This window comes from Pseudomonas sp. St290, assembly GCF_018325805.1.
Lineage (GTDB): Bacteria > Pseudomonadota > Gammaproteobacteria > Pseudomonadales > Pseudomonadaceae > Aquipseudomonas > Aquipseudomonas bijieensis.
Window position 1 is genome coordinate 3,545,098 of the sequence record NZ_AP014703.1, and the last position, 12,782, is coordinate 3,557,879.

11 protein-coding genes and 1 pseudogene are annotated in these 12,782 nt (G+C 62.7%); 7 read left to right on the forward strand and 5 right to left on the reverse strand.

Annotated features, from left to right (window positions below; translation table 11 throughout):
• Positions 1-1,343, reverse strand: a pseudogene (gene pssA / locus PBDP_RS15490) (CDP-diacylglycerol--serine O-phosphatidyltransferase).
• 121 nt (positions 1,344-1,464) lie between these two features.
• Between pssA and PBDP_RS15495 the strand changes: the two are divergent.
• The 3 genes from PBDP_RS15495 to PBDP_RS15505 all read left to right on the forward strand — a co-directional run bounded on the left by PBDP_RS15495 (position 1,465) and on the right by PBDP_RS15505 (position 3,290).
• Positions 1,465-2,043 (forward strand): TetR/AcrR family transcriptional regulator, encoded by a 579-nt coding sequence (locus PBDP_RS15495; RefSeq protein ID WP_109754139.1) that lies wholly within the window; start codon positions 1,465-1,467, stop codon positions 2,041-2,043.
• A 48-nt stretch (positions 2,044-2,091) separates the two neighbouring features.
• Positions 2,092-2,571 (forward strand): nuclear transport factor 2 family protein, encoded by a 480-nt coding sequence (locus PBDP_RS15500; protein ID WP_212800885.1) that lies wholly within the window; start codon positions 2,092-2,094, stop codon positions 2,569-2,571.
• A 317-nt stretch (positions 2,572-2,888) separates the two neighbouring features.
• Positions 2,889-3,290, forward strand: a complete 402-nt coding sequence (locus tag PBDP_RS15505; RefSeq protein ID WP_003202036.1) for a hypothetical protein — start codon at positions 2,889-2,891, stop codon at positions 3,288-3,290.
• 36 nt (positions 3,291-3,326) lie between these two features.
• Here the strand turns inward: PBDP_RS15505 and PBDP_RS15510 are convergent, their stop codons facing one another.
• The 4 genes from PBDP_RS15510 to PBDP_RS15525 form a co-directional block, all read right to left on the reverse strand.
• Complete coding sequence (locus tag PBDP_RS15510; RefSeq protein ID WP_212800886.1) at positions 3,327-5,750, reverse strand: TonB-dependent receptor; 2,424 nt, start codon at positions 5,748-5,750, stop codon at positions 3,327-3,329.
• A 67-nt stretch (positions 5,751-5,817) separates the two neighbouring features.
• Entirely contained in the window at positions 5,818-6,762 is a 945-nt protein-coding gene (locus PBDP_RS15515) for a FecR domain-containing protein (protein ID WP_212800887.1), read from the reverse strand.
• The gene (locus PBDP_RS15520) at positions 6,762-7,271 is read right to left on the reverse strand and encodes a sigma-70 family RNA polymerase sigma factor (RefSeq protein WP_134924423.1); all 510 of its coding nucleotides are present in this window, start codon (positions 7,269-7,271) and stop codon (positions 6,762-6,764) included. Before PBDP_RS15520 ends, PBDP_RS15515 begins: the two co-directional genes overlap by 1 nt.
• Positions 7,272-7,437: 166 nt before the next feature.
• On the reverse strand, positions 7,438-7,959 hold the full coding sequence (locus PBDP_RS15525; protein WP_109754144.1) for an SgcJ/EcaC family oxidoreductase: 522 nt from the start codon (positions 7,957-7,959) through the stop codon (positions 7,438-7,440).
• A 173-nt stretch (positions 7,960-8,132) separates the two neighbouring features.
• Here PBDP_RS15525 and PBDP_RS15530 point away from each other — a divergent pair, with 173 nt between their 5' ends.
• Genes PBDP_RS15530 through PBDP_RS15545 form a run of 4 tightly spaced genes read left to right on the forward strand, consistent with a single transcriptional unit; the run spans position 8,133 to position 12,755 of the window.
• Complete coding sequence (locus tag PBDP_RS15530; RefSeq protein ID WP_212800888.1) at positions 8,133-9,317, forward strand: sensor histidine kinase; 1,185 nt, start codon at positions 8,133-8,135, stop codon at positions 9,315-9,317.
• The gene (locus PBDP_RS15535; protein ID WP_109754146.1) at positions 9,314-9,982 is read left to right on the forward strand and encodes a response regulator; all 669 of its coding nucleotides are present in this window, start codon (positions 9,314-9,316) and stop codon (positions 9,980-9,982) included. Before PBDP_RS15530 ends, PBDP_RS15535 begins: the two co-directional genes overlap by 4 nt.
• Positions 9,979-12,291, forward strand: coding sequence for an ATP-binding protein (locus PBDP_RS15540; RefSeq protein WP_212800889.1), 2,313 nt, complete (start codon positions 9,979-9,981; stop codon positions 12,289-12,291). The genes PBDP_RS15535 and PBDP_RS15540 overlap by 4 nt, the downstream gene beginning before the upstream one ends.
• Positions 12,288-12,755 carry a response regulator gene (locus PBDP_RS15545; protein ID WP_109754147.1) on the forward strand — a complete coding sequence of 156 codons (468 nt, stop codon included), beginning with the start codon at positions 12,288-12,290 and terminating at the stop codon, positions 12,753-12,755. Before PBDP_RS15540 ends, PBDP_RS15545 begins: the two co-directional genes overlap by 4 nt.
• Positions 12,756-12,782 lie beyond the last annotated feature (27 nt).

The window sequence follows — 12,782 nt, forward strand, 5'->3', positions numbered from 1 at the left end:
TCACAGGATCCGGTAAAGCAGCCGTTCTATCCGCACCCGGCTGACCCGTTTCAAGAACCTGGCCACAGCCTCGGGGTAATCCGGCAAGGTTTCCAGGTCCAGATAACGTCCGATCCGCTGGGTGTGGCGGTAGATCCGCTCCAGCTCGGCCTGGCGCGGCGCAAGCAACTCGCCCTTGGGGTCGTCCAGCAACAGCGCGTTTTCCAGGTCCAGGCGAAACGCCCGTGGGTTGAGGTTATTGCCAGTCAGCAAGGTGTAGCGCTCGTCGATCCACATGCCCTTGAGGTGATAGGTGTTATCCCCGTCACGCCATAGGTGCAGGTTCAACTGGCCGCTGTCGATCGCACGCTGATGCCGCTTGGCGAAGCGCCGCAGGCTGATTTCGTAGAGGTAGGGCAACGCCGCGATGATCTTGAACGGCTCGCTTGGCGGAATGTAGAAGTCGTTGGCAGTCTTGTCGCCGACGATGATGTCGATCCTGACCCGCGGGCCAGGGCGCGGTTGAGCTCCCGGGTCACCGCCAGGGGCAGGTTGAAATACGGGGTGCAGATGGTCAGTTGCTGGCGGCTGCTGGCGATCAGTTCACCGATCACCCGGCTCAGTGGATTGTTCTTGCCTACCCCCAACAACGGGCTTACCGACAGGCCGCTCTTGTCGAGACTGCCAACGCTGGTGTCATACGTCGCGTACTTGAGGCGACTGCGCAGGTCGCCGATGTCCTTGCGCAGACTGCGGGTGCTGGGCAGGTTCGGCAGGTCCAGGCGATGCACGGCCCTGGAGGTGATCAGGCCGTGCTGCACCAGGTGGTGCATCGAATCGGCCAGTGCCATGTTCTGCAGCAGGTGATAGCGGTCGTAGCGGTATTTGTCGAACTTGTGCAGGTAGACGTTATTCAGGCTGGCGCCGCTGTAGAGCACACAGTCGTCAATCACGAAGCCTTTCAAGTGCAGCACGCCGAACAGCTCGCGGGTTTGCACCGGCACGCCGTAGATCGGCACTTCGCTGGCATGGGTACGGGTCTGCTCCTGGTACCACGCCGAGTTGCCCGGCTGCTTCTTGGCACCGATCAGTCCACGCTGGGCCCGCAGCCAGTCCACCACCACGACCACGTCCAGTTCCGGACGCGCCGCTTTGGCGGCATGCAGGGCATCGAGGACTTCCTGGCCGGCCTCGTCCTCTTGCAGGTACAAGGCGACGATGTAGATGCGTTGGGTGGCCTGGGCGATTTTCTCCAGCAGGCAACGGCGGAATTGGGCGGCGCCATCGAGGATGGTCACCGCGTCGGCGGTCAGTGCAAAGCTGCGCAGCTTGGGCAGCAGGGAGCGTTTGAAAAGCGACGGCATAGGGCTCGCAAAAGGTCGATTCCGAAGAACGGATGAGCTTACACCATGGATGGGTTTGGGTCTTCCTGTCCTCAAGAAAAAAAGACTTGACCAAGGAGAACGATCATTCTACTTTTGTTCCATGAATGAAATTACTGGAAATGAAACACGAGACATCATTCTCGATGTCGCCGAAAAGTTGATCTATAAAAGTGGCATCGCCGCCACCGGCATGGACCTTCTGGTGAAAACCGCCGGCGTCTCCCGGAAAAGTGTCTATCGCTACTTCGCCAACAAGGACGACCTGATCGTGGCCGCCCTCAAGCGACGGGACGAACGCTGGATGCATTGGTTCAGCTCCGAGGTGGACAAGGCACCGACCCCGGCTGCACGGCTGCTCAACCTGTTCACCGTGCTCAAGGGCTGGTTCGACAGCGAAGGTTTTCGCGGCTGCGCGTTCATCAATACCAGCGGCGAAACCGGCGATCCGCTGGATCCGGTCCGCCAAGTGGCGAAGATGCACAAACAGAAATTGCTCGATTACGTGACCCGGCTGTGCGTCGAACAAGGTGTCGAGAACCCGGATGCGCTGGCCCGCCAGCTGCTGATTCTGATTGACGGTGCCATTACCGTGGCGCTGGTCATGGGCGACCACAGCGCGGCTGACCACGCCCAGGACATGCTGAAAATGTTGCTGCCTGTTGAGATACCCCACGTTTGATCCATTGAACCACCGTGCTATTCGTCAATGACCCACTGGAGATCTGCCATGTCTGCTTCTTCTGAAGTTCGTCCGCCTTTGCCACCGTTTACCCGTGAATCGGCGATCGAGAAAGTTCGCCTGGCCGAAGACGGCTGGAACTCTCGCGATCCACAAAAAGTATCCCTGGCCTACACGCTGGATACCCAGTGGCGTAACCGCGCCGAGTTCGCCCATAGCCGCGAGGAAGCCAAGGCGTTCCTGACCCGCAAGTGGGCCAAGGAGCTGGATTATCGGCTGATCAAGGAACTCTGGGCCTTCACCGATAACCGCATCGCCGTGCGCTATGCCTACGAATGGCACGACGACTCGGGCAACTGGTTCCGCTCCTACGGCAACGAGAACTGGGAGTTCGACGAGCAAGGCCTGATGTACAACCGCTACGCCTGCATCAACGACATGCCGATCAAGGAAAGCGAGCGCAAGTTCCACTGGCCGCTGGGCCGCCGGCCGGACGATCATCCGGGGCTGTCCGAGTTGGGGTTGTAATTGCCTCGACTGACCCATCGCTATCGCGAGCAGGCTCGCTCCCACATTTGGATTTCAGCGAACACACCTGTTGTGTCCGACTTGGATTCCCAGTGGGAGCGAGCCTGCTCGCGATGACGGACTGACATTCAACATCGAGGCTGACTGTTGCACCGCTATCGCGAGCAAGCTCGCTCCCACAATAAAGCGGTGGGGTACACAGCAGCGCCAGACAAGCGGCCCCTCCAACAGGCTTGACCCGCCTGCCGCCAGGCATCACATTGCCTGGGCCGGCGATAAGCTGGCTGTTTCATCGTGCAGCAGATTTTGTGGAGCCCATGACCGCGTCGATCCCGATCCGTCCCCCCTGCCCGCCTGGTGTCTGTGATTGCGGCCGTGATGCGTTGCTGCAAGCGCCGGGCAGCGACCTGCGCATCCTTTGCCTGAATCGCCAGGAAGAAAAACGCCTGCTTGAGCGCCTGGAGAACATCCAGAGCCTCGACGAACTCCAGCGCCTGCAACAACGCTTGTACGAAAACCTGGGGATCCGCCTGAGCGTCGAGCCCGGCTACAACGAAGTACGGACCATGCGCGGTATCGCCATCGAATTCCAGGACCAGCCAGGCCTGTGTCGCAAGATTCGCCAATCGATTCCCGCCGCCATCCGCCGAGGGCTGGAAAAACGTCCCGAGATTGCCTGGCGACTGCTGGATGCCCACGATCTGTTTCGCGATATCTGAACCCAGCCAGCTCCGTCCCTGGAGCGCCCCATCAGCTTAGAAATCAACCGTCGCGGACAGCAGGTAGGTCCGCGGCGTCGACAGCGTCAAGCCAGGCTCACTGTCATCCGACGCGCCGGCCGAACTCCAATAGCGCTTGTCTGCCACGTTTTCGATGTTGGCCCGCAAGGTGATGTTCTTTTCATCGACCTTGAACCCGTAGCGGGCGCCCACGTCGAAGCGTTCCCAGGAATCGATTTGCTTGGTGTTGGACTGGTCCAGGTATTGTGAACTGGAGTAGATGCCGCGGGTGGTCAGGGTCAGGCCCTGGACGGTCGGCACATCCCACTCGGAGCCCAGGTTGACGTTGTACTCCGGTGTCGCAGGCGCCCGATTACCATCGAAGGTCCCACCGGTGGTGTTGGTCAACTTACTGTCGATGTACATGACCCCGCCGAGCAACCGGGTGCCCTTGACAGGTTCACCAAACACATTGAGTTCCACGCCAGTGTTTTCACGCTTGCCATTCGGGCCGAAAACACGCGTCGTGGCGTCGGTGGCGTAGGCAGGCTGCTTGATCCGGAACACGGCAGCGGTGACGGCGAGCGCTCCAGCGTCATACTTGGCGCCCACTTCGACCTGGCGACTGACGAACGGCGGGAAGATCTCATCTTCGTTCACCGACGTCGACGGCGCGATCTTGCCTTGGCTCAGGCCTTCCATGTAGTTGGCATACAGGGACAATCTATCAGTGGCCTTGAACAGGATGCCACCCGACGGCGAGACCTTTTCCTCATCGTAGGCAGTGGGACCTTTGACACCGTCCGACCAGTCGTCAACCTCTACTCGCTGCCAGCGGGCGCCAAGGGTCAGCAGCAGTCGATCATCGAACAAGCCCAAGGTGTCGGACAACGCCAAGCCGCTGAAGTGGTTTTCGGTGTAGACCTTGGGATCCTGTCGCGTTGGGTTGCCTGGCGTCGATGTTTCAACCGGGTCATACAGGTTACTGCGGCCGTTGGCATAGCGCGCACCGCCGTTTGTGAAATCCATGTAGAAATAGCTCGCCGCTAGGTTGACCTCATGGCTCACCGGACCGGTATGGAACCAGTTGCGTACGCCCGCATTGGCCGTCTGGACGTTTTCATCCCGGGTAAAGTCCCGGGGAGAAACGGTGAAGTCACCCGCATCATTGGTGACCGAAACGGCATGCCGGAGGAAATCATGATTGCTTTTGCGCGCCCCCACACCGCCGTACAGCATGACCGAATCGTTGACATCGTACTCGGCGTTCACTGTACCGAAGGTGTCCACGGTCCGTGCCTTGCTCCAGGCTTGCGCATAGTTGCGGCGCACATCGCTGGCATGGGGAACCTGGGCGTTGGCGCCGACCTGCACGCGCTCCTGGGGTGCGTCGGTATCGCGTTCGGTGTGACCGATGTCCGTCGAGAGGCGCAGGCGCTCACCGCGAAAATCCAGGCCCAGCACCGCCATCTCGCGGTCCACGCTCTGGTGGTCCCATTCGGTATCGCCCGCCTGCTTCACGCCATTGAAACGAATACCGAACTTGTTGTCTTCACCAAAGCGCCGCCCGACGTCCACGGCACCGCCAAGCTGGTTGTTGGAGGCATAGTTGCCGGTGAACGAGGTGATGGGTTTATCGGTCGCGCGCTTGGGCACCACGTTGATCCCACCACCCACGCTGCCCCGTGGCGAAATGCCGTTGATGAGCTGGCTCGGGCCCTTGAGGATATCGACGCGCTCGGCCATCTCCATGTCGATCGTGTATGTCGGCAGGACGCCGTAGAGACCGTTGTACGCGACGTCACTGTTGAACAGGCTGAAACCGCGAATGGTGAATTGTTCATAGCGCCCGCCCGCCGGGTTGGTAGCGCGGACCGAAGGGTCGCTGGCGATCAGGTCACCCAAGGTACGCGCTTGCTGGTTCTTGACCGCCGCGCTGGTGTAGGTGGTCATGCTGAACGGCGTTTCCATGAAGTCCCGCGAGCCCAGTAAGCCTTGCGAACCACGACGAGCAACCTGACCGCCGGCATACGCCGGGCTGTCCTCCGAAGCCGTGGCGCCGAGAATCGAGGTAGGTGCCAGTTGCAGGCTGCCGCCTTCCGGCACCGGGGTCAGGATATAGGCCTGCTCACCCACCGCTTGCAGTTGCAGGCCCGAACCCCGCAACAGTCGGGCAAACCCCTCCTCTACCCCAAACTCACCCGAAAGCCCGGCGCTGTCCCGACCACTCACCAAGGCCGGATCCACCGAAAGGTTGACCCCGGCCAATCCGGCGAACCGGGTCAACGCCGCGCCGAGGCTGCCGGCCGGCACTTGATAGCTGCGCCGGGCAGCCTCGTCGGCCAGGCTCGATGAGATAAAGAACGGGCTGGTGCTCAGGCTCAGCATGAGGCTCAGGTTCAACAGCGGACGCCAGCCGGCAAGGGCCGGGCGAAAACGCAAAGGTGCAACTGCGGACATTGGAAAGCGCTCTCATTTTTGTTCAGTTGCCTTGAATGACAAGCGAGACAAAAAAAGGGGACAGGCGTCAGGCGATATTTTTGCGAAGCGTCAACGTGACCCAGTAGCGCGTGCGCATGTGCACATCCAGCGGCAGGCTGGCGGCAAGCAGCGCGAGGATTCGATCGGTGTTGTCCAGGCGGAAACTGCCCGTGACTCGCAGGGATTCGAGGCTTTCGTCCCAACGCAACACGCCGGGACGGTAGCGGTCCAGTTCTCGCAGGAAATGCCCCAGCGGCTGATCCTGGGCAACCAATACGCCGTCACGCCAACCCAGCTGTGCCACGTCGAACGCTCTCACTGGCCCCGCACCCGAGGCCTGGAAGTTGACCTGCTGGCCCGCTTCCAGTCCAAGCAATGGCCCGCGCAGTGGGTGCAGTTGCGCCGAGCCGCTGACCACCGACACCCGGCAATCGCGCTCGCCCAGGTACACGCAGACTTCGCCACCACTGATCGTGACGAGCCCATAGGGGGACTGAACGGCCAGCGGCGTGCTCCCGGCGAGCTTGAGGGCCATCTCGCCACGTACCAGCACCAGGCGGCGCGCCTTGAGGTCCAGGTCAACGGCGCTGTCGGTGTTCAGTTGCAGCACACTGCCATCGACCAGCGACCAGCGCCGTTGCTCACCCGTGGCGGTGTGCAAGTCAGCGCGCCAGGTCTCCAGCGGCAGCTCTCGCCCCAGCAGCCAAGCGGTTGGGACCAATGCAGCGACGCCCAATGCACGCTTGAGCACTTCGCGTCGGGCCAGCGCCGGACGGTCCAGGGTTGCCATGCCCAGGGACGCGGGCACCCCGGCGAAACGCTGGCGCAATCGCTGGGCCTTCTGCCAGGCCGCCTCGTGATGAGCGCTGCTGTCGCGCCAGCGTTGCAGGGCCGCCGAATCGAACGCGGCCCCGTCAGACTCCATCAGGGTCAACCAGCGAGCCGCCGCCCGCGCCGCTTCACGGGCTTCGAGCGAAGGTGCCGAGCGCATCAGAAATCCACCAACAGGCAGTGCTCATAGGCCTGGGCCATGTAGCGTTTTACGGTGCGTTCGGACACTTGCAGGCGTTCGGCGATCTCGCGATAACCCAGGCCTTCAAGCTGGCTCCAGAGAAAAGCCCGCCGTACCAAGGGCGCCAGGCCATCAAGCAATTCGTCCAGGGCTTGCAGGGTTTCCAGCAGCAGCCAACGTTGTTCCGGTGACGGTGCGCAGGCTTCAGGCAGGCTTGCCAGGGCGTCGAGATACGCCTGTTCCAGGTTTCGCCGGGTGTAGAAGTTGCTCAGCAGGCGTTTGCCAACGGTCAGCAGATATGCCCGGGGCTCTTGCAGGTCAGCCAATGTCCGGGAACTGGCAAGAACCCGCAGGAACGTATCCTGGCGCAGGTCCGCCGCATCCCAGGCATTGCCCATGCGCCGGCGCAACCAGCCTTCCAGCCAACTACCGTGGTCACGGTATAAAGCATGGAGGGAATGCTCCGTCGGCGTAGCTGCATCACACATGTCCAGAAGCCTGCGCAAAGTCTTAAATGAGACTGATTCTAATTAATGTTCGCGCGTTAATCCAAGCTCTTTATACAAAGTGTGTCTAATAACCGTTCGGAAAAACCCTACCCTGTGTGAGCGAGCAAGCTCGCTCACACAGACAGGTCTTTTGCAGGCAGCGTTATCAGTGACTGGCGTGCAGGGTCTTCGGCACCTCAGGCATGGCCGATGAGTGATGGTTGATGATCTTCCACTGGCCGTCGAGACGCTCATAGAGGAAGGTGTAGCGCGCCTGGACCTCGCGCTTGGAACCGTCGGCCTGGGTGAGCGTGAAGGTATAGACGCCACTGTCCATCGCCGCATCGGGTCCCAGATGGCGGATTTCCCGGTAGTTGATTTGCCCGACCGGTTTGCCTGCCAGGAAATGCTCGAAGTAATCCTGGATCTGCGCCGGCGTGTTGCGCACCTTGTTGGAAACAGTCGGTTGCAAAATCGCATCCGGGGCGTAGAGGCCGGTCACGGCGCTGGCGCTACCGGTTTGCAGCGCGGCGTTCCAGCGATCGAACAGTGCCGCGATCTCCCGGTCATTCACATTCTTGGGCTGCTCGGCCACCGTGCGATACACGTAGGGCGTAGCCTCGAGAGCCTGGACCAGCGGCGAAGCCAGCAGGAATAAAGCAGCGATGGCGCAGGTTTTCATTTTCATCAAAGCGTTCCTTTGGGTTTCAATGAGCCCACTTTGCCGGCGTTCCCGGCCTTCGCCATCGGCCAACCGGTGCCAATCGCCTATGCCGTTCGGCAGATAGGCCCGGTGCCGGTGACACGTTCTAATGACGCCACCGCGAACCGGACCGGTCCTCTTCAACGCTGGAGCTACTCATGCAAAGCCCACCCCATGACCCCGGCAGTGCCCTGGCCATTCGCAGCCAGTATCGCCAGTCGCAAAGCCGTGCAGCACGCCTGGGCCTGCTGCTGGGCGCCGGCCATGAACTGACGCAGTTGCCCTTGTCGGCCATGCGTCAACGTGCGCTGCAACGGGCGTGCGCGTTCATGGCCATGGATCATGGCCTGTTGTTGGAGTGGGCGCCGGGCCACCCGCTGCGCACCCTCGCCAGCCACGGCAGCGCGGAACGACTTGAGCTGCTCGCTAACCTGGCCCAGCCGCAAACGCCCGGTCCACAATGGCTCGAATTGCCCGGCAGCGCCCTGCCCCAGGTCTTGCGGGTGCCGTTGCGTGCCTCTGACGGCGTGGCGTTCGGGGCTTTGCTGCTGGGCAACAGCCTGGCTCTCGGCGCGCCGGACAACGAAGACATCGAATCGCTGCAATTGCTCGCGACGCTGTTGGCGGCGCACCTGGAGAACAGCCGCTTGCTCGAAGCGCTCCAGGCCCGCGAGCGCACCATGTCCGAGCTGGTCCACCGCTTGTTCAGCGCCCAGGAAGACGAACGCAAGCGTGTGGCCTACGACCTGCACGATGGACTGGCGCAGAACCTCGCCGGTTTGCACCAGCGCTTGCAGGGCTTTGCCGGGCGCTGCCCGTCGCTACCGCCGGCCCTGGCGAACGAGCTGCAAAGCATCCTCGAGCTGGCCCAGGGCTGCGTCGGCGAAGGCCGGCAGTTGATCGGCGGGCTGCGCCCCCACGTATTGGATGATTTCGGCCTGTACAAAGCCGTCGACAAGGAGGCCGATCGCCTGCGTGACGCGGGCCTGACGGTGACCTGGGCCGAACACAGCACCGCACGCCTGCCGGGCAACACCGAGATCGCCCTGTTTCGCATTGCACAGGAAGGCATCAACAACATTCTCAAGCACGCCCAGGCCCGCCACGTGCGCTTGGGCTTGGCGGTGGAAGACGGGCACGCTTGCCTGCGCGTGGAGGACGATGGCCGCGGCTTTGCCCTCGAGCAACCCATCGAGACCAACGGCAGCTGCCATTTGGGGCTGGCCGCCATGCAGGAGCGCGCCCATTTGCTGGACGGCCACCTGAGCTGTTGCAGCCAGCCCGGCGACGGCACCCGACTACTGGCCAGCGTGCCACTACCGGCTCACGGAGGACACCCATGAACCAACCTTTGCGCCTGCTGCTGGCCGACGACCACGAAGTCACTCGCACCGGTTTTATCAGCATGCTCGCCGGCAGCCCGGGATTCGAGGTTGTCGGCCAGGCCCGCGACGGCCAGGAAGCCCTCGACCTGTGCGATCGGCTGAAACCGGACATCGCGATTCTCGACATCCGCATGCCCGTCCTCAACGGCCTGGGCGCGGCGCGGATCCTGCAGCAGCGCCAGCCGGAGGTCAAAGTGATTATCTTCACCATGGATGACAGTCCCGACCACCTCGAAGCCGCCATCGGTGCAGGCGCGGTCGGCTATCTCCTCAAGGACGCCAGCCGCGATGAAGTGCTCGACGCCCTCAAACGGGTTGCCCAGGGCGAAGAGGCGCTGAACAGTTCGGTCAGCGCGCGCCTATTGCGCCGTATGGCCGAGCGTGGTGCGAACGGCGCCACTCAAGTCCAGGCCCTGACCGCCCGGGAGCGCCAGGTATTGGGGCTGGTGGCCGGCGGTTTCAGCAACCGTGAAATCGGCGAAAAACTGGGCATCGCGCCCGGCACGGCCAAAGCCCACGTAGAGCGGGTCATTGGCAAGCTGGGCGCCGCCGATCGCACCCAGGCCGCCGTGCGCGGCGTTGCCCTGGGCCTGGTGGCGCAACCCGCCGGGCAATGGCCATGAGGTTTCTCGCCGCCCGCCGCTGGGCCGACTTGCCGTTGCGAGGCAAGGCCCTGGTGGTGATTTCCTTGCCCCTGGTGGTCCTGCTGCTGTCGCTGGTGCTGATCTACATCACCGAACGCCAGACTGCCCGGGCCGAAGAGGATGTGCGCCGGGTGCTGCTGGTCCAGGGTGATATCCAGACAGTCCATACCCTGCTGGCCGAGGCTGCGGCCAGCGTGCGGGGTTACCTGCTGACCCGGCGCGAAGATTTCCTGCCCAGCTACGAACAGGCCACCCCGCTGATCCATGCCGCGTTGCAGCGCCTGGACCACAACATTCGCGATGCCAGGATGCGTGAACATCTCCAGACCATCACCCCGCTGATCGCCGACAAACTCGACGGCTTGCTCGCCTTGCGCAACGGCAAGCGCGACGACCCCGAGGCCATCACCGCGATCCTGATCGAAAACAAGCAGGTGCTGGACGTGCTGCGCGAGCAGATCAGCGCCATGCGCATTCGCGAAGATGCCCTGCTCGCCGACCGCAGCGCCGCCGCCTCGGCCACGCGCATGCGCCTTTTGTTCGCCACGTTGCTGGCGGCGGTGTGTGGACTGCTGGGGGCCATTGTCGCGGTGCTGTTTCTGTCCAAGGGCATTGTCGCCCGGGTCCAGCAGGTCCAAGGCAACGCCCAGCGCCTGGCCTTGGGCCAACCCTTGTTGCCGCAACCGCCAGAGCAGGACGAAATCGGCCAACTCGGTACCCGTCTCGTAGAAGCCGGACAATTGCTTGCCGAACGCGAGCGGGCCCTGCGCGACAACGAGGAGCGCTTGCGGCTGATCATCGATGGCGTGAAGGACTACGGGATCTTCGCACTCGATGCCCAAGGCTATGTCACCACCTGGAACGCTGGCGCCGAACGGATCAAGGGCTACACCGAGCAGGAGATCATCGGTCGGCACTTTTCCCTGTTCTATTTGGCCGAGGAATGCCCGGCGCACCCGGACATGGCCCTGCGCGAAGCCACCCGCGACGGTCATTACATGGAAGAAGGCTGGCGTTGCCGCAAGGACGGCAGCCGCTTCTGGGCCAGCGTGGTCATCACCGCCCAGTACGATGGCACTGGCGCCCTGCGCGGCTTTTCCAAGATCACCCGCGACATCACCGACCGCCGCGCTGCCGAGATCGCCCTGAGCACCGCCCGCGAAGAAGCCGAGAGCGCCAGCCGGGCCAAGAGCGAGTTTCTTTCTCGCATGAGCCACGAATTGCGCACGCCATTGAACGCTATCCTGGGTTTCGCTCAATTGCTGGACATGGACTCCACGGCCGGCCAACGCCCCCAGGTCAGCCATATCCTGCGGGCTGGCCAGCATTTGCTGGCGTTGATCAACGAGGTGCTGGACATTGCCCGGATCGAGGCCGGTCGCCTGCCGCTGAACATCGAACCGATCGCCCTGTCGACGGTGCTGCACGAAGCCCTGACCTTGGTTTCACCGATGGCCGCCGACGCCGGGATCCACTTGGCCGAGCTGCCACCGCTGGCGGACGGCTGCGGCGTGCTCGCTGACCGTCAGCGCCTGGTGCAGGTGTTGCTCAACCTGCTGTCCAACGCCATCAAGTACAACCGGCCCGGCGGCGAGGTGCGCATCGAAGTCAGCGTCCAGGCCCATCAGGTGAGCATTGCCGTCAACGACACCGGCCATGGCATTGCCCCGGAACAGCTGGACCAACTGTTCAAGCCCTTCGAACGCCTGGGCGCCGATCCCCAGGTCGAAGGCACCGGCCTGGGGTTGTCCTTGAGCAAGAGCCTGCTGGAAATGATGCAGGGCAAGCTGCAGGTCCACAGCGAGCCCGGACACGGCTGTTGTTTCACCCTGCAACTGCCGGGTACCGAGGTGGTTGGCGCGCATCTGCCGCCCATTGCCGCGCTGGCGGTGACGCGTGCCCCCGTGGACTATCACGGCAAAGTCCTGTGCATCGAAGACAACCTGTCGAGCCTTGCGCTGATCGAAACCCTCATGCAGCGCCGTCCCGGCATTCAACTATTGTCGAGCATGCAAGGCCAGATGGGCCTGGACCTCGCCCGCCAGCACACTCCGCAACTGATCCTGCTGGATGTCAGCCTGCCGGACCTCGAAGGCCTGGAAGTCTTGCGACGCCTGCGCCAATCCCCGACCACGGCGACCATACCCGTGCTGATGATCACCGCCGATGCCAGCGACCTGACCCACCGCGCCCTTCACGAGGCCGGTGCCACGGCGATCCTGACCAAACCTATTCATATCCAGGCCTTCCTGGGCCATCTTGAGCACTATCTACCGGAGCCCGCATGAATCGCGACTTGCGCATTCTGATCGTCGACGATCAACGCCCCAACCTGGACCTGATGGAACAACTGCTGGCCCGCGAAGGGCTGCACAATGTGCTGAGCAGCACCGAACCTTTGCGTACGCTCGACCTGTTCAACAGCTTCGAGCCGGACCTGGTCATCCTCGACCTGCACATGCCGGCGTTCGACGGCTTTGCCGTGCTGGAGCAACTCAACCGGCGCATTCCGGCCAACGACTACCTGCCCATCCTAGTGCTGACCGCCGACGCGACCCGTGACACCCGCCTGCGGGCCCTGGCCCTCGGTGCGCGGGATTTCATCAGCAAACCCCTGGACGCACTGGAAACCATGTTGCGCATCTGGAACCTGCTGGAAACCCGGGCGCTCTATAAGGCGTTGCGCGAGTTGATTCCGTCTCAATCCATCGAACTGTTGCGCCAACACCGTCCTACCGCCGACCCGGCTTGACCCCGGGGGCTCTCACGAGGCCATCGA